Origin of the sequence: Chryseobacterium sp. PTM-20240506 (assembly GCF_048296755.1) — a bacterium.
In the GTDB taxonomy this organism is placed as follows: Bacteria; Bacteroidota; Bacteroidia; order Flavobacteriales; family Weeksellaceae; genus Chryseobacterium; species Chryseobacterium proteolyticum.
Genome location: NZ_CP182581.1, coordinates 2,714,210 through 2,731,843, shown reverse-complemented (window position 1 = coordinate 2,731,843; position 17,634 = coordinate 2,714,210). Strand labels below are relative to the sequence as shown.

Sequence of the window (17,634 nt, the reverse complement as noted above, 5' to 3'; positions counted from 1 at the left end):
TTCATATCTCACTAAAATAGCCTAATTTTGCAAAGAAAGTAAAGATGTCTATTCATAACAAAATTGTAGAGACAGCCATCACTTTCGATGACGTTCTTCTAGTCCCTTCTTATTCAGAAGTTTTACCTAACCAGGTATCATTAAAATCAAGACTTACCGATAAAATTACCCTGAATGTTCCGATAGTATCTGCTGCGATGGACACAGTTACTGAAGGTGATCTGGCTATTGCATTAGCAAGAGTTGGTGGACTTGGTTTCATTCACAAAAATATGACGATCGCAGAACAGGCGGCACAGGTAAACCGTGTGAAACGTTCTGAAAATGGAATGATCTCTGATCCAGTTACCCTTTCAAAAGATCATACTTTAGCTCAGGCTAAAGAAATGATGTCCAAATATAAAATTTCTGGTTTACCGGTTGTAGATCCAAATAATGTTCTTATTGGGATCATCACAAACAGAGATGTTAAGTATCAGGAAAATCTTGATATGAAAGTTGAGGAGATCATGACGAAAGAAAACCTGATCACTTCCGATAAAAACACCAATCTTGAAAAGGCTAAAGAAATCCTTCTTAAGAACCGTGTTGAAAAACTTCCTATTGTAGACAAAGACAATAAATTGGTAGGATTGATTACGATTAAAGATATCGACAATCAATTGGAGTATCCTAATGCGAATAAAGATCAGAATGGCCGCCTTATTGTAGGTGCCGGAGTAGGAGTAGGAGAAGATACCATGGACAGGATTGCAGCGCTCGTAAAGGCAGGTGTTGATATTGTAGCGATTGATTCGGCTCATGGACACTCCAAAGGAGTTTTAGATAAGATTTCTGAGATCAGAAAAGCATATCCGGATCTGGATATCGTGGGAGGAAATATTGTAACTGCTGAAGCTGCAAAAGATTTGATCAAAGCAGGAGCAAATGTTCTTAAAGTAGGTGTTGGCCCGGGTTCAATCTGTACAACCAGAGTAGTAGCAGGAGTTGGGGTTCCTCAATTATCTGCGATATATAATGTCTACGATTATGCTAAATCTAAAAATGTAGCAGTAATTGCTGACGGTGGAATTAAACTTTCTGGGGATATTGTAAAAGCTATTGCGAGTGGGGCAGGAGCGGTAATGCTTGGATCTCTTTTAGCAGGAACTGATGAAGCTCCGGGAGAAGAAATTATTTTCCAGGGTAGAAAGTTCAAGTCTTACCAGGGAATGGGAAGTCTTTCAGCAATGAAACGAGGAGGAAAAGAAAGATATTTCCAGAGTGAGGCTAAAAAATTCGTTCCTGAAGGAATTGAAGGTAGGGTTCCCCATAAAGGAAAACTGGAAGATGTGATTTTCCAATTAACCGGTGGACTTAGAGCAGGAATGGGTTACTGTGGAGCAAAAGATATTGAGGCTTTACAGAAAGATACAAAAATGGTCATGATCACAGGAAGTGGATTGAAAGAATCTCATCCTCACGATGTGATTATCACACAGGAAGCTCCTAATTATTCCTTATAATTGTAGTAATAAGATTAATATAAAAAAAATACGGCTGGCTCAATATTGAGCCAGCCGTATTTGTAATTTAACAAATAAAATAATTTTTGAATAAAAGGAAAAATTACTGTGCAATACAAGATCCTGGTGGAAGATCTGCTATTCTTCTGCAACCGCCAGGTCCACAGCAGAAAAACTCTGCATCACCACAGCCGAAATTAGGTAACTCAGCATTACACATTTTAAATCCTCCCTTAATTGTTTTCAAGCTTTCTCTTGAAATTTTTTTTGAATTTTTCATAATAAGTTAATTGTTTTAGGTTTTGTACAACGTATCAAATGTAAATTTTTTTTTCACAATTTGAATGAATTTCTTAAAAAAAGAGAGTTACTAAGGAAAATAATAATTTAAAATTCAATTGTTCTATGCGATCATTTCAGTGAAGAAAATGTATGATATTCCTCAATATGGCTTTTATCCAAAATCTATTCGGAAATAGTATCGTTAAACTAAGAAATTAGGTCAATGAATGAATCATACGTTCCGTCATAATCTTCCCATTTTTGTCCATTGACGAAAAAAGATGGAGTGCCGTTTACTCCACTGCGTACACCGCCTTCAAAGTCAGCCTCAATCTTTGCCTGAAGTTCTTCGGTGTTAATCTCATTTTCGATTTTATTCACATCCAGTTTCAGAACTTTTACACACTCTTTGAGTAGTGCTTCGTTCAATATATTTTGATTATCATAGATGAGGTCGTGCATTTCCCAGAATTTTCCTTGTTTTCCTGCTGCCTCGGCAACTGTTGCGGCTGCCATGGCATATTCATGGGCATCAGTCAAAGGAAAGTTCCTGAATACAAATGCTACATCATCACTGTTTTCCTGAACAAATCTTCTTATTAAAGGAAAAGCGTGTCCACAATACGGACATTGATAGTCACCATATTCTACTAAAACTATTTTCGCGGTATCTGGATTTCCCTGAACGTGGTCGTTAGGACCAATGGGAATTCTTAAAGTAGACATAAATATTATTTTTGTTTTAAATTTTCTAAAGCATCAATGATTCCGTCAGCTCCCGGATTAATTCCATCGGGTGATAAGTAGCTCCACTGGATGATTCCTTCAGGATCAATAACAAATAGTGCTCTTTGTGAAGTTCCGTTATCTTCATTATAGACGCCGTAAGCTTTTGAAACTTCTCCCTTGGGGTTGAAGTCTGCCAACAGGGGGAAGTGTAGTTTTCTGTTTTCCATGAAAGCATCATGGCACCAGGCGCTGTCAACAGAAATACCCAGGATATCTGCATTATATTTATGAAAAATGGAAAGCATTTCATTATATAGGCTCACTTGATCACCACAAACCGGACTCCAGTCTGCAGGATAAAAAACTAAAATCAGGTTCTTTCCTAAAAAATCAGAACGTTTTAGTTTCTGGTCGGGAGTGGCATGGAGCTCAAAATCCGGTGCCGGGGTTCCTTGTTGTAGTATCATATTTTTGTGATTAGTTGTAAATTCTTTGAATGAAAAACTAAAATTAGGAATAAGAAATTAATTCATAGCCGATAACGACTTAAATTATTGTTAAAATAAGACGCAGAATGTTATTTTATTCTGGTATACTTAAATTTCTTTTTGATAACCTTATTAAGAAATGTCCCTTTAGAAGTAAAAGCTTTGAATTGATCAACAATGATCTGGGGTACTTTCAAATAATCATAAACTGCTCCCGACTGATATACAATTCTTAGTATTTCAGTTTCCGGAAAATATTCATAACTATGTACAACTGAGGAAGGCATGGTTTAGTAACTGCAAAAAATATTCCTACTGTATAAACAAAAAAGACCTTCCGTAAATATGAAAGGTCTTTTTTTAATATAATTTAAATTATTTATTTAGATTCTCTTTAAAATCATCGATTCTATAGTCGGTAAGGGCATTGCCTTTTTCAATTTTTTCTTTGGAGTACAATCGAAAATCATTTTCTGTTTTTTCCAAAAGATGATCATAGGGGCCTACATGAGAAATTAGCTTAACCAGTACAGGAGAAATTTCCAGACAAATGAAAAGCCCCATAATAAAGGCTGCAGCTAAACCTATGATTGCGGAATTTTTTCCTAACTCATCAAGCGCCTGCAAACGGGCGGCAAATCCATTGAACTTATCCTCAAAGGTTTCAGTAGATTTTCTTTCGGTTTCCAGATTGGTGTATACTTTTGAAATTTCTTTATCCAGATATTCCAACCTTGGAGCTACTTGCTTTTGATAACTCTCAAGATCCTGACGTCTTTGCTCCTTAAGCTCCTGTTTTCTTTTGGCATTAGATCCGAAACCTACTTTTCCACTCGTTAAGCCTGATTGTTTTCCGAGGATTTCTTTTTCTAGCTCTACAGCTGCCGAATCATAAGACTTTTGGTATTGTGCAATCTTTTCTGATATTTGTTTTTTCTCAGTTTCAAAAGGACCGCTTTGCTGAAGAATTCTGCCGGTCATTTCACCCTGAAGCTGCTTTTTATTTCGCTGGATGATCGTGTTCAGCTGTTTATTGACTTCCTTTTCAAAAATTTTAAGCTCTAAAGGTTTTGAAATGATAATTCCTAAAAAAGTAGCCAAAACCAGACGTGGAATAGCCATGAGTATCTGATTCCACCATGTTCCCGTTTTTTTGATGGAGGAAACAATGTAACGGTCCAGGTTAAATATCATTAATCCCCATAAAATTCCAAAACCAACAGATGTCCATATATTATCAAATACTGTATACATGGCATAACCTGCGGAAAGTGTAGCGAAAACTGCAGTAAATAAAACGATACCTCCGATACCCGAAAATTTATTCCATTCACTTGGTGTTTTCCTTAAAATATGGATGTTTCCTCCGGAGCATACCATCAGAAACTTCTGGAACCAATTTATTTTATGATTCACCTGATTTATAGTTTGTTGTTGATTTTTCATTATTGAAAATTTATACAAAAGTAATACTAAAAATCATACCAATGCTAAAGATAGTATTATGTTTTACCAAGTATGTTTACTTGTTTTATTTATGTCACTGTTAAACAATTAGTTATAATTTTTACATATTAACATAATAAAATTCTTTATGTTTTTTCAATATATTTTGTCAATTTGTTAAAATAAATAATAGTTTTGCATCGAATAAATTAAAAAAATAGTTGAATATGAAGAGAATAGTTCTATGTTTTGCGTTGATCCTTTGGGTTAATGCATTTTCTCAAAATGTGCAAAATATTTGTGGTTTTGACCAAGTCATGTCACAAATGGATGCTAAACACCCTGAACTAAAGAAAAACAGGGAGATTGTAGAAGCCAGATTAGCTTCCATGAATAAGCAGTCTTATCTTAATAAAGTTGGCGCTAGTACTTCGTGGAACGGACTTTATACCGGACAAGTTTATGAAATCCCTGTTGTAGTACATGTTATTGAATCTCAGGCAACTGCTAATGCAAATTTACATGTTACTGATCAGGAGATTATTGACTGGATTGACAGAGCTAACAGTATGTATGCTACAACTTTTGGCAATGGATTTTACCCTGAAGGTTCCGGACCAACTGGAGGAGCAGTAATTCCTTTTAAGCTCGTATTAGCTAAAAGATCACCTAGCTGTACTCCTACTACCGGTATTGTAAGATATAATGGAAGTACTATTCCAGGTTATGATACAAGGGGAGTTAAAATGCAAAGTTCAAGTGGAGCTAGTGATAGCCAGATCAAAAATGAGTTAGCGCACCATTGGCCGGAAAATTCATACTTTAATATTTATGTAGTGATCGGTTTTGATGGCCAGCAGCAATTATCTTATGGATTAATGGGATACGCAAAATTCCCGGATTCTTATGCTTATGATTATGAAAGCTTTATGAAGGTGGCAACCATTAAAAATCAAAATGATACGACATTAACTCATGAACTTGGACATGCTTTTGGACTTTATCATACATTTCAGGGAGTTTCATATACTGATCAATCAAGTTGCCCTCCTAGTAATGATTGTGCAACAACAGGAGATAGAGTATGTGATACTTCACCATCTAGAAGCATGTATGGTGTTGCTGTTCCTAACAATACTGCTATTGATCCATGTACCGGACAAAACTACGACGGAACTCAATATAATGTTATGAATTACACTAATTCTAACCGTAAATTTACGGAAGGACAAAGAGACCGGGCTATTTTGTTAATGATGGAGTATAGAAAAGATCTGCTTAACTCTACAGCGGGTAAAGATCCGTCGATTGTTATTCCTTCGCCAGTTTCTGTAGTTGCAGCCCAATGTAATCCGCCAAGTACAGCGCACCCTACCAATAATAATTTCGCGATCGGTGCTACCAACGTTAAATTTGGAACCATAAACAGTACTACTAATGGCTACGATTCAGATGAAGCAACTCCTTCGTATTATGATAATTTTGCTTCTGCAAATTGTATCAGACCTGCATACTATACCGAAATACCGTCAACTACAGGAACGGAGCTGAAAGTGACTTATGCATATACTTTTAGTCAGGCAGAAAAGTTTAGAACAAAAGTCTGGATCGATTATAATAACAATGGGTCTTTTGAAGATAGTGAATTGGTCGTAAATCATTTATCAGGCAATTTGACCGGAACAGGGATGACCGTTACCAACACGATTACTCCTCCTGCCAATGCTGTGAAAAATACTTATTTGAGGATGAGAATTGCAGTGGATGCTGCGACGTATAATTCAGTAAATCTTCCTGATCTTACCCCTTGCTCTCAGTTACAATATGGACAAATGGAGGACTATGCAGTTAAGATTTTAGAAGCATTAGGAACATCTGAAGTTAAAGGAAGTTCGGAAAGTAAAATTGTTTATACAAAATCAGAAAATAAACTTCAACTGATAGGAAGTAAAAATGTAAGTTTTGGAGATTACCAGATCTATGACATGAGTGGAAAATTATTGCAGAAAGGTACTTCTAAAACGAATGAAGTTCAAATCAACCAAACATTACCAAAAGGAGTATACATTATCACTTACGGTAATAAAAAAGAATCAAAGAAATTTATAAATAACTAATAGAGTAAAAGGCCCTTTTTTCAAAGGGCCTTTTTTACTAAAAGATGCTAAACAATGAAAAGATTAATTTTCTTATTAAGCTGTAGTTTTATGCTAAGTTGTCAATCACAATCTCCCGCAGTAAAAAGAAAGAGTCTGGAGAGTGATCAATATTACTTTATCGGAAAATGGAAATTAGTTGAAGAAACCTATAAAGATGGAGAGATAAGTAAAATATATCCACTTCACGAATGTACAAAGAAGACCACTTTATTATTCGAAAAAGAAAATGGAAATATTTTTTTTATTAAAAAGTATGCAAATGGAAAAAACTGTGAGATAATAAGTTCGTCAGCAAGAAATTTAGTGACGATTAATAAAAATTCATTCTCATATATGGATGCAGATCTAAAAGAAAATAAACAATTTAGAATCATTTCGAAAAACAGATTTTCCATTCTTTATAATGATATCATCTATGGAAAGGTTACTGCTATAGAAGATATTTATGAAAGACAGTAACGCTTATTTTAAACGGTCAGGATTCTGCTTTAAAAAACTTTCCCATCCGGAATAAGATTTTGTATCAGCAATTGTTCCTGAATTAAAATGATGACAAACAGCTACGGCAAGACCATCAGAAGCATCCAGATATTTTGTTGGAAATTCTTTTAGCTTCAGAAGGTTTTGAAGCATCCCTGCTACCTGTTCTTTGCTGGCATTCCCATTTCCTGTAATAGCCATTTTTATTTTCTTAGGTGAGTATTCGGTAATCGGAATATTTCGATGAAGGCTCGCTGCCATTGCTACCCCTTGTGCACGTCCCAGTTTTAGCATACTCTGAACATTTTTTCCATAAAATGGAGCTTCCAGGGCAACCTCGTCCGGGTGATACTCATCAATTAAGGCTAAGGTTTTATCAAAGATGTATTTTAGCTTTGTTTCATGGTTGGGATATTTTTTCAAAATAAGCTCGTGGATGGAAACCATTTCCATCTGACCTTTTTTAATGGAAATAATCCCAAAGCCCATTATAGCAGTTCCCGGGTCAATACCTAAAATTATCTTTTCTGCAATCATTTCGTCAAAGATATGACTTTCTGAATTTTTTCCCTTAGAAAAAAAACAGTAAAAATAAATCTTATTTTGGTGAAATCTTCTTAACTTCATCAAAAAATGATTATGAAAAATTTACTAACCTTTTTAATTCTTCCGACTTTTGTGCTGTATAGCTTTCTGACAGTGAAAGACTTAAGTTATGGGGGATCATCTGAGAATGTTAATTGTCAACAAGACAAAAATCAAATTGTGTACCTGTTTTTTAAGGTAGAAAAAACGAAATCCGGTCCTGAAAAAATTACCCTCGAATCAAAGAAAATTACTGAGGGAAAGTTGAAATCCATCCCTTCTTTTGACAGAAATTCAGCAGGTCTTGGTGATTTTATTATATCACTTACTGATGCCAGCGGAAAAGAAATTGTGAAACAGCTGGTGGAAGATCCTCTGAATCAGAATCTGGAAAGTTTTGATAAAGACGGAATCGGAAGACACAAAGTTTCCTCGGATAATGCTGAATTCAGTGTGCGCTATCCTCATTCCGGAGAAATCCAGATCGTGAAAGTGGAAAAAGTTACCCATGCAGGAAATCAATTATTATTTAACCAAAAACTATAGCCATGAAAAAAACTTTATTTCTCATATTAGTAAGTTCATTGTGCTTTTCACAAACCTTTCAGACAGTTTCTCTGCTTAATAACGGTTCAAACTCTAACCGGATCAATATCGCAGTATTGGGTGATGGATTTACTTCTGCTCAGCAAACTAATTTTGTGAATTCTGCACAGTCTACGATTAACTATCTCTTTACAAAAAGCCCATATACAGAATATAAAAATTATTTTAATGCGTATGCTGTAAAAGTAGTGTCAACAGAAACAGGTGTAAAACATCCTGGAACAGCAACGGATGTTACAGAGCCGGTTATTCCTGTTTCCAATCCCAATAATTACCTGGGCTCTTCATTTGACTTTGGTGTACACCGCTGTATTTACAGCAATAGTACAAATAAAGTAGCGCAGGTTCTCGCAGCTAATGTTCCTGATTATGATATTACGTACGTTCTGGGTAACTCTACAGAGTATGGCGGATGCGGAGGTGCTTATGCATTTGCGTCGCTAAATGGCTCTTCAAATGAGATTGTAGTACATGAACTTGGGCATTCCTTTGGAAAGCTTGCGGATGAATATTGGTTTGCAGGAACAGGGGAATCACCTAACAAGACACAAAACTCCAATACATCAACCATCAAATGGAAAAACTGGTTAGGATTAAACAGTGTGGGAGTGTATCCTTATACCGAAAGTCCTTCATGGTACCGTCCACATCAAAATTGTGAAATGAGATATCTGGACAGACAGTTTTGTTCCGTTTGTAAAGAGGCCATTATTGAGAGAATACATTCATTAGTATCACCGATTGACTCTTATACACCAGCCAACAGCAGCAATGTGAATGGTAATGCCGCGGTAACATTTACTGTAAATGAAGTTTTGCCAATCCCTAATACATTGGTCAATTCCTGGACTCTCAATGGAACGGCTCTTTCTTCAACCAGCAATACCTTAACAGTTTCTCCGTCACAACTGAATAGCGGTCTTAATACCCTTATTTTCTCTGTTACCGACAACAGTCCTTTAATAAAAGTTAACAGTCACAATACGGTTCATTTTGCCACGGTAACCTGGAAACTGAATAAGACCTCAACGTTAAGGATGTCTGAAATTAAAGCAGAAGAAAGAAGATTCGGAATCTATCCGAATCCGGCAGAGAATGAATTCTACATCAAAGGTAAACAGGACTTTTCAAAGAATGTAAAAGTAGCATTGTATGATGGATCGGGTAAATTGATTCCTGTCAAATTTGAAATGAAAAATACTTCTACGATCTTTGTTAATATCAGTACTATTCCTTCTGGAATCTATACTTTAGCTGTAAGTGAAGATGAAGGTCTGATCATTTCACAAAAAATTGTAAAAGAATAAAAGTAATCGAAAATATACATAACATTATGAATCGGCCCAGTGGCCGATTTTTTATTGTAGTTTCTTTTCTCTGATGGGTACCCATTTTCCGTCATATCTCAGAAGCAGAATTTTATCAACGGTAAATTTATTTTCGTAAGGTTTGTTTTGATAAACTTTCCAGGCTTTCAGGTAATTTTCAAAGCTCAAATCTCTGTATCCAACGGTCATATGAGGGTTGAAGGAGCCTTTGCCAAAGCTAAATTGTTTTTTTACTCGATGGTAAATATCTATAAGGCCCGGATTGTATTCAGGATGTACAAAGATCACCGGATTTTTTGGATTCGGAAAACTTCCAAAGCCATTGAGAACGATTTCGAATGGGGACAGAGAAGTATCTATTCTTTCAAACGCTTCAATAATATCATTCTCAAGCTCTGTCTCTCTTGAAAATGGAGGTAACAAGGTGATATGAGCATCATTTTTAACCGCTTTTGAATTTTGATAATGGTAAGCAAAGTCTTCTTTGAAGAGTTTTATTTCATTAATGATCCGTTGAGGAGGATAGATAGCAATGAAATATAATTTTTTCATTACAATTCATTTTTATTATTACTTGTTCTTATCATTTGTTGTCTTAAGTCGATAACCGTGTTTTCAATAGCATCTGTGATTTTCTTTACCTCAATATGCGGTCTGAAAACTGAAGCTTTGCCCTTTGCCTCATCAGCAATATTAGACAATATAATGACTGAAGTTTTAGTATATGGGTAATAAATGTTTAGGGAAGGAGAACCCATAACATAGCCACTGTGGAAATAGGCTGTCGGTTCGCCTATATTGAGCATTATACCATATCCGTAACCCATTTTTCCTAAAATAGCATGATGTCTTTCGGAACTTTTAGAGATGAATTTCTGAAGGGTTTCCGGTTTCAAAACTTTACCACCATATAGAGCGTTATTCCAGCGGCGTAAATCATCTATGGTAGAAAGAATTCCACCTGCAGGGATCCCAATTTCTTTTCCTCCCAATCTGCGCGGCATATTAGGAACCCTTTCCGCATTCTTCTTATTTCCAATATAAGCACTTGCGAAATTCTTTCCCTCAAAAACATCTCCTGTTGAAGAATTTTTCATTCCTGCCTTTTTAAACAATTCCTGGACGTTTTTGTCATAAGAGTTTCCTGATACTTTTTCAACGATTTTTCCCAATGCATTAAAGCCATCATTGGAATAGAAAAAACCCGATCCACTTTTGAATAAAAGCTTACCTCCCAGCGTATTTAATCCGGAGGTATGGTTCAGAAGCTGACGGATTGTAATATTTTCGTATTCTTTTGTTTGAAATTCCTTGAGGTATCTGGAAACCTTATCTTCGATATTCAGCTTGTTTTGTTCCATTTCAAGTAAAACAAGAACTGCCGTAAATTGCTTACTTACAGAGCCGATGGCAAAAATAGTACTGTCGTTGATTTTTGTTTTATTTTCAAAGTTAGAGAGCCCGCTTTCTTTTTTATATAATTGGGTAGAATCCTTGAAAACAGCAATACTTCCGTTAAAATTAAATCGTGAGAATACAGAGTCGATCTGTTTTTCCAAAAGTTTTTTCTCGAAGGCGGTAATGGTGGAGTCTACGATTGCATTCCTGTCAACCGTTTTTATAGATTCCATCGAATTCTTGCATGCGGTTAATGAGAGTGTAAAAATGATTAATGGGAACAATAAGTGGGAAAATTTCAGCATTTGTTTTTTAATTTAAAGCTACAGCATCAAAAAGGATGCAAACCATGCCAAATAAATAGAAAAAATGATGTGAGGGCTCCGGGGCCGATTTTTAAATTATTGTAATCAAGGGAAAAGCTCTGCCAAATTATGAAAGACCTGTAAATTATATAAACTAAATTATTACAGAAAGTAATATTTTTGAATAGATTATTAATTCAAAAATGGAAAAACATCTTGAAAATGATTTGTCGGAAATCGGCAACTTATTAGAAACTATAAAAAAGCAGGGGCTGGCTTATCTGGATGCTTTACCCGATAGAAAAACATCCGTTGATTCAAAGGAATATGCTTCCGAAGACAAAGTACCAGAGTCCGGATATGGAACAAAAAAGGTGTTGGAAGTTTTTAATGAAAGATTTGAACCGGTTATGGTTGGATCATCAGGTCCCAGATATTGGGGCTTTGTTACAGGAGGTTCCACTCCTGCTTCTATTGCCGGAGACTGGCTGGCTTCTGTTTATGACCAGAATACGCAATCAACAAAAGGACAGGGAGGGGTTTCTGCCATTATAGAGCTGGAAACCATACAATTAATGCTCGATCTTTTGGGGCTGCCGAAAAATTTTCTCGGTGGCTTTGTAACCGGAGCAACAATGTCTAATTTTACCTGTCTGGCAGTAGCAAGACAATGGTTAGGAAGAGAAAAAGAAAAAGATATTGCAAAAGACGGCATTTCGATACCCATAAAAGTGCTTACCGCGACACCTCATTCTTCAAGCCTTAAATCACTATCACTTTTAGGGATAGGAAGCGGAAATATTGTGAAAATTAAAACAATAGAAGGGAATAGGGAAGCGATGAATATAGATGATCTAGAAAATCGTATCATTGAATTAAAAGAGGAGCCATTTATCCTGATCTCCAGTGGTGGAACTGTGAATACGGTAGATTTTGATGATTTTAAGGCAATAGCTGAACTTAAAAAAAAGCATAACTTCTGGTGGCATATTGATGCTGCATTTGGAGGATTTGCAGCTTGCTCAGATGAAACCAAACATCTTTTGGAAGGCTGGGAGCAGGCTGACAGTATTACTGTGGATTGTCATAAATGGTTAAACGTTCCTTACGAAAGTGCAGTGTTTTTCGTAAAAGATCAGTACAGGTTATTACAGGTAGAGACATTCCAGAATTCCAATGCTCCATATCTCGGGGATCCATTGGAAAACTTCAGTTATCTGAACTTTCTTCCTGAAAACTCAAGAAGGTTAAAAGCCTTACCTGCCTGGTTTTCAATAATGGCCTATGGAAAACAAGGGTATCAGGAAATAGTTGAGAATAATATAAGATGGGCCAAACAGCTTGGTCATTTTATAGATAGCAGTTCGGATTTTAAACTTCTGGCACCTGTCCGTCTGAATACGGTGTGTTTCACTTTGAAAAATGAAGCTGATCAGGATAAGGTTAATGAATTCTTAGAAAAATTAAATAGTACAGGAAAAGTATTTATGACGCCTACTTTTTATAATCAGCATAAAGGGATCAGGGCTGCATTTGTAAATTGGAGAACCAATGAAAATGATATAAGTATGGTTTTTGATCTCATGAAGGAGATATCAGAGACATTGAACTAAAAAATAACGCTGTAGAACCAATCGTTCTACAGCGTTTTATTTTTGATCAGATCACAAAACCAAAAGACATATTCATCACCATTTTCATGATCCTCTGCATTTGGTTTTGGATAGGTTTTTTTTACAATATCACCAATTTCAAACTGAATTGGTGTTTTAAAAATGGGACCATCAAAAGTAAAAGTATGGAACTCGCCATTTTCTCCGCAAGGGTCTACATTTTCAGGTAAGTCCGAGATGAAATTTTCATCAATAATCCTCCCTGCAAAACTTTTATCTAAATAGGTTTCATTGACGCAGGTTACGATCGTTTTAAAACCCAGATCAAGAAATTCATGAATAAGTTTTTTCGTATCTTTTTTCCAAAGTGGAAAAACAGCTTCCATCCCGATGGATTTCAATTGGTCTTCCCTGTATTTTCGCAGATCTTCGAGAAAAATATCTCCAAATATGGAATGGGTGACTCCACGGGACTTTATACCGTTCATCGTTTTGTTCATGATGTCGCGGTATTGTTCCATAGATGGTTCTTTAGGTAGTTCCATTTTAATTAAAGGAAGTCCTATGCTTGAAGCTTGTTCTTCCAATAGAGAAACATGAACCCCATGCATGGAAATCCGCTGATATTCCTGATTGATACTGGTAAGAAGACCAATTATATCTAATTTTTCCTCTTTAAAGGTTTTATATAATCCAAGGGCAGAATCTTTTCCGCTACTCCAGTTGAATAAGGCTTTGGGTTTCATGTATTACTATTTCAGATGCCTATTTTTGGATTTCTTTAATCGGAATAAATGCACCATTAAGGTAGTCAATCTTTAGTTCAAATGGGTAAGCAGAAGATGAACTGGAAGCAATTAAGCCTCCGACAATCCCAAAAAATATAGACGCTGTGACCACATCTCCCATTTTTGCGCTTCCTTTTACTTTACCGGTAAAATAGAAATCACCATCCTTCTTTTCAGCTTTTGAGAAAGCATTTTCCATCGGGACATAGATATAAGGAGATCCTTGATATACCAATGCATAATAGTCATTTTTTTTGATCTCCTTTTCTTTTGTATCAATAGTTTCGTATACCTTAATGATCTTTGGAGATTTGCCATAAAATTTGGCATTGGCAATTTGTTTTTCAGGTTCCTGATTTTTAAACGAATTATAATCTTTATATAAACCTTCCTTGAGTTGATCAGAGCTGTACAGACTCAGTTTTTGCTTTTCAATCGCATCAAAATTCTTTACATCTTCCAGAGTATAATGATCTGTTGCGGTTGCTTTTTTTGAAATATTTTTGCTGATAAAATTACTCACCATCTCACTCCCTTTTTTCATCGTTGCTTTGGTAACGTCCATTGAGGAATGATCAATAACAGAGTCGATTTTGTCAAGATAGGAGTAGGTTCCATCATCATTTTTTGCAAATAAAAATGCCTGAAAATAGCAATATCCATGTTCACTGAACGCTCCTGTTACTTCTGCAAAGTATAATTGTTTAAGATACATAACGATGGTGCCATCTTCTACATTGCTTCCATTAATATGGTTCAAAAGATTTTGAAACTGATTGGCAAGGCTTACTACGGGAACAACCTTAGCCTTTGCGTTGAATGCTCCTTTCTGTACAATCCCCAGTGAAGTGGTATCTGTCCTTATGTCAATAAGCTTAATGGTTTTATAATAGCTTTTCTCCAGTTTTTGATCAGGAAAACTGATTGAGAAATCTTCTGTGCGTTTTTGAGAAAATAGAAAGATAGAGAACAATAGCATTGAAAGAATGCTGATTTTGTTGATGTATATTTTCATGACAATGAATATAATGATGATGTTTTATTTGCGAAAATAAAGAATCTGCCTGAGATTTAATAGATTTTTTATTCGTATAAATATTTCAATCAATGATGAGAAAAACTTATTAAATTTAAGAACGAAATTTATTAAATACTATGAAAAACTTACTACTGGGGACAGCTGTCCTATTTTTTACAGGAACTATTAATCCTGTCTTTTCACAGAGTACCGAGACTCCTAAATTTATTGGCAATACGGAAGGTATTAAAGAGTATACTCTTAATAATGGGATGAAAGTTCTTTTGATTCCTGATCCTTCCCAAAGCAATATGGTTGTGAATATTGTGTATAATGTAGGATCAAAAGATGAAGGATATGGTGAAAAAGGAATGGCACATTTGCTTGAGCATATGTTGTTCAAGAGTACCAAAAACCTTGGAGATATTAAAAAGCAGCTTTCTGATAAAGGTGGGCAGGCTAATGGGACAACCTGGTATGATAGAACAAATTATTATGAAATTTTCCCATCCAATGAAGAAAACCTGAAATGGTCTTTACAGATGGAAGCGGACAGAATGATCAATGCTACGATTTTACAGAGTGATCTGGATAAAGAGTTTTCAGTGGTTAGAAACGAATTCGAAATTGGAGAGAATAATCCTACAAGAGTGATGATGCAAAATGTATTTTCTAATGGATACGTTTGGCACAATTACGGGAACAGTACAATTGGCAGTAAGGAAGATATTGAGCGTGTAAAAGCTCCGACCTTAAGAAAATTCTATGAGAAATATTACCAACCGGATAATGCAACTCTTATTGTTGCAGGAAAATTTGATGAGAAAAGCGCATTGAAATATATTTCTGATTATTTTTCAGTAATTAAAAAACCTTCACGTGAATTAGGAGGAACTTATACCGTAGAGCCAGCTCAGAACGGAGAAAAGTATTTTGAAATCAAGAGAAATAATGATCAGCAGATTATAGCTGCAGGTTATCATACTTCTGCCTATGCAGATAAAGATTATGCTGCCTTATCTGCACTTTATGAGATCCTTACCTCAAATCCTTCCGGATATTTGTATAAAACTCTGGTAGAAACTCAGAAGGTTTCCGGAGTCTGGACATTCAGCCCTGTTTTAAGAGATCCGGGGATGGTGTATTTTAATTTTGATGTTCCAAAAGATAAGAACTTAGACGAAACCACCAAACTCGTAAGGGCAGAACTTGATAAAATCTCTTCCATTCAATTTACTCAGGATGATCTTAAAAGAGCGAAAGCGAAACTGATTAAAGACATCGAAAACCAGAAAAATAATACCATTAATTTTGCAATTAATCTTACCGAAATTATCGGAGCAGGAAACTATAAATTAAATTTTCTGTACCGTGATCATGTAGAAAATCTAAAACTGGAAGATATCAGCAAGGTTGCTCAAAAATATTTTAAAAACAACAACCGTACGATGGGTGTTTTCCGGCCTTCTCCTAATGAAGAAAGGGTATTCCCTACAGAATTCAGGGATAACCAGATTGCAGATCTGGTAAAAGATTACAAAGGAAGAGCTTTGGAGAAAGAACCAGCCCCTTTCGAAGCTTCGATTGCAAATATTAAGAAAAACCTTACTGAAGGAAAGTTGTCTAATGGGATGAAGTATGGGCTTATCAATAAAGAGCTTAAAGGAGAAAAAATTCAAGCGAATTTCCGTTTAAGAATCGGAAATGAAAAAGACCTACAAGGCAAAGAAGCTATTGGAAATATTACTGCTTCTTTATTGAAATCGGGAACCAAAACCAGAACAAAAGAGCAAATAAAAGATGAATTAGATCAAATGAAATCTTCTGTGTATGCTTACGTATATGACCAGAATTTAATCATTGGAGTGAATACTTACAAACAGTATTATTCAAAAGTAATGGCCATCGTACAGGATATACTGACAAATTCTACTTTCCCGGAAAACGAAATTGCTAAAACTATTACTGAAGTAAATACTCAGTTGGAAGGACAATTAAAGGATCCTCAAGCTATTGCAGGTAATGAGTTACAGAGACTGGCATCCCCATACCCTAAAACGAGTATCTTCTATGTAGCTTCCCTACAGGAGCAAATTGATGAAAATAAAAAAGTAACTAAAGCCCAGATTGTTGATTTCTATCAGAATATTATGGGAGCATCCAATGGCGTAGGTACTGTAATCGGGAATATTGATCCAAAAATTGCTTCTTCTGAATTAGAGAAAACATTTGGAAAATTTACTGCTAAATCAAAATTTGTAGAGGTAAAACCAACATTCTTTGAAACTAAAAAACAAGATAAAAATATCATAACTCCAGATAAAGAAAATGCAGTTGCCCTTGGAACTTCAAGCTTCAAGATGTCGCAGGATCATCCTGATTACCCGGCTTTAGTGATGGCAAATGAAATTTTAGGAAGTGGAGGATTCCTTTCTGCAAGATTACCAATGAGGTTGCGTGAAAAAGAAGGGATTTCATATGGAGTTGGTTCATATCTGGATGTTCCTGTTTCAAATGATGTTGCTTCATGGAATTATTATGCTTTTTTAAATCCTACAAAAAGAAATGCTGTAGAAGCTGCTATTAAAGAGGAAATTAACAAAGCATTAGCTTCAGGTTTTACGCAGGAAGAACTTGATTCCAATAAAAAAAGTTATGCTAATGAAAGGAAAACCAGTTTAGGCTCTGATGGAACATTGGTTAACCTTGTAAATACTCAGCTTCTTTTTGGAGTTTCATTGGATAAATTTGATGAACAAAATACAAAAATTCAGAACCTGAAATTATCCGAAGTGAATGCTGCTTTGAAAAAATATCTTTCTGAGAATAATATTATCTCTGTTTTCGCCGGAGATTTCAATAAAAAATAGAAGTCTTATCAGATACAATTCAAATAAAAAACCG

General features: G+C 35.5%; 17 protein-coding genes. 7 read left to right on the top strand and 10 right to left on the bottom strand.

All coding sequences use genetic code 11. The annotated features are described in order from the left end of the window. Positions 1 to 44 precede the first annotated feature (44 nt). Positions 45 to 1,505, top strand: coding sequence for an IMP dehydrogenase (gene guaB / locus ACNFU2_RS12095; protein WP_172280936.1), 1,461 nt, complete (start codon positions 45 to 47; stop codon positions 1,503 to 1,505). Positions 1,506 to 1,608: 103 nt separating this feature from the next. Here guaB and ACNFU2_RS12090 read toward each other — a convergent pair whose 3' ends face one another. The 5 genes from ACNFU2_RS12090 to ACNFU2_RS12070 all read right to left on the bottom strand — a co-directional run bounded on the left by ACNFU2_RS12090 (position 1,609) and on the right by ACNFU2_RS12070 (position 4,450). Then, on the bottom strand, positions 1,609 to 1,785 hold the full coding sequence (locus ACNFU2_RS12090; protein WP_172280934.1) for a bacteriocin-like protein: 177 nt from the start codon (positions 1,783 to 1,785) through the stop codon (positions 1,609 to 1,611). Between the two features lie 209 nt (positions 1,786 to 1,994). Then, a complete protein-coding gene (locus ACNFU2_RS12085) occupies positions 1,995 to 2,513 on the bottom strand; it encodes a DsbA family protein (RefSeq protein WP_172280933.1) in 519 nt (172 codons plus the stop codon). Between the two features lie 5 nt (positions 2,514 to 2,518). Then, the gene (locus tag ACNFU2_RS12080; protein ID WP_172280931.1) at positions 2,519 to 2,983 is read right to left on the bottom strand and encodes a redoxin domain-containing protein; all 465 of its coding nucleotides are present in this window, start codon (positions 2,981 to 2,983) and stop codon (positions 2,519 to 2,521) included. Positions 2,984 to 3,093: 110 nt separating this feature from the next. Continuing rightward, complete coding sequence (locus tag ACNFU2_RS12075; protein ID WP_172280929.1) at positions 3,094 to 3,291, bottom strand: KTSC domain-containing protein; 198 nt, start codon at positions 3,289 to 3,291, stop codon at positions 3,094 to 3,096. Positions 3,292 to 3,379: 88 nt separating this feature from the next. Then, positions 3,380 to 4,450 (bottom strand): DUF4407 domain-containing protein, encoded by a 1,071-nt coding sequence (locus tag ACNFU2_RS12070; protein ID WP_172280926.1) that lies wholly within the window; start codon positions 4,448 to 4,450, stop codon positions 3,380 to 3,382. Positions 4,451 to 4,677: 227 nt separating this feature from the next. Here ACNFU2_RS12070 and ACNFU2_RS12065 point away from each other — a divergent pair, with 227 nt between their 5' ends. After that, positions 4,678 to 6,567, top strand: a complete 1,890-nt coding sequence (locus tag ACNFU2_RS12065; protein WP_418121855.1) for a zinc-dependent metalloprotease — start codon at positions 4,678 to 4,680, stop codon at positions 6,565 to 6,567. A gap of 54 nt (positions 6,568 to 6,621) precedes the next feature. Beyond that, positions 6,622 to 7,068: a lipocalin family protein gene (locus ACNFU2_RS12060; protein ID WP_418121853.1), complete on the top strand. Its 447-nt coding sequence runs from the start codon at positions 6,622 to 6,624 to the stop codon at positions 7,066 to 7,068. Between the two features lie 3 nt (positions 7,069 to 7,071). Here ACNFU2_RS12060 and ruvC read toward each other — a convergent pair whose 3' ends face one another. Then, positions 7,072 to 7,626: a crossover junction endodeoxyribonuclease RuvC gene (gene ruvC / locus ACNFU2_RS12055; RefSeq protein WP_172280920.1), complete on the bottom strand. Its 555-nt coding sequence runs from the start codon at positions 7,624 to 7,626 to the stop codon at positions 7,072 to 7,074. Between the two features lie 102 nt (positions 7,627 to 7,728). On the opposite strand from ruvC, the gene ACNFU2_RS12050 reads away from it, so the two are divergent. Next, positions 7,729 to 8,220, top strand: coding sequence for a hypothetical protein (locus ACNFU2_RS12050; RefSeq protein ID WP_418121851.1), 492 nt, complete (start codon positions 7,729 to 7,731; stop codon positions 8,218 to 8,220). 2 nt (positions 8,221 to 8,222) lie between these two features. Beyond that, positions 8,223 to 9,587 (top strand): M64 family metallopeptidase, encoded by a 1,365-nt coding sequence (locus tag ACNFU2_RS12045; protein ID WP_418121850.1) that lies wholly within the window; start codon positions 8,223 to 8,225, stop codon positions 9,585 to 9,587. 51 nt (positions 9,588 to 9,638) lie between these two features. Here ACNFU2_RS12045 and ACNFU2_RS12040 read toward each other — a convergent pair whose 3' ends face one another. After that, complete coding sequence (locus tag ACNFU2_RS12040) at positions 9,639 to 10,160, bottom strand: 2'-5' RNA ligase family protein (protein WP_411251951.1); 522 nt, start codon at positions 10,158 to 10,160, stop codon at positions 9,639 to 9,641. Next, positions 10,160 to 11,239 (bottom strand): serine hydrolase domain-containing protein, encoded by a 1,080-nt coding sequence (locus ACNFU2_RS12035; protein ID WP_228456999.1) that lies wholly within the window; start codon positions 11,237 to 11,239, stop codon positions 10,160 to 10,162. The genes ACNFU2_RS12040 and ACNFU2_RS12035 overlap by 1 nt, the downstream gene beginning before the upstream one ends. Before the next feature lie 275 nt (positions 11,240 to 11,514). On the opposite strand from ACNFU2_RS12035, the gene ACNFU2_RS12030 reads away from it, so the two are divergent. After that, the gene (locus ACNFU2_RS12030) at positions 11,515 to 12,924 is read left to right on the top strand and encodes a pyridoxal phosphate-dependent decarboxylase family protein (protein WP_418121847.1); all 1,410 of its coding nucleotides are present in this window, start codon (positions 11,515 to 11,517) and stop codon (positions 12,922 to 12,924) included. Positions 12,925 to 12,950: 26 nt separating this feature from the next. Here the strand turns inward: ACNFU2_RS12030 and ACNFU2_RS12025 are convergent, their stop codons facing one another. Further along, entirely contained in the window at positions 12,951 to 13,670 is a 720-nt protein-coding gene (locus ACNFU2_RS12025) for a diphthine--ammonia ligase (protein ID WP_418121845.1), read from the bottom strand. Positions 13,671 to 13,689: 19 nt separating this feature from the next. Further along, positions 13,690 to 14,727 carry a hypothetical protein gene (locus tag ACNFU2_RS12020; RefSeq protein ID WP_306614892.1) on the bottom strand — a complete coding sequence of 346 codons (1,038 nt, stop codon included), beginning with the start codon at positions 14,725 to 14,727 and terminating at the stop codon, positions 13,690 to 13,692. Between the two features lie 140 nt (positions 14,728 to 14,867). Between ACNFU2_RS12020 and ACNFU2_RS12015 the strand changes: the two genes are divergently transcribed. Then, positions 14,868 to 17,600 (top strand): M16 family metallopeptidase, encoded by a 2,733-nt coding sequence (locus ACNFU2_RS12015; RefSeq protein WP_273649777.1) that lies wholly within the window; start codon positions 14,868 to 14,870, stop codon positions 17,598 to 17,600. Positions 17,601 to 17,634 lie beyond the last annotated feature (34 nt).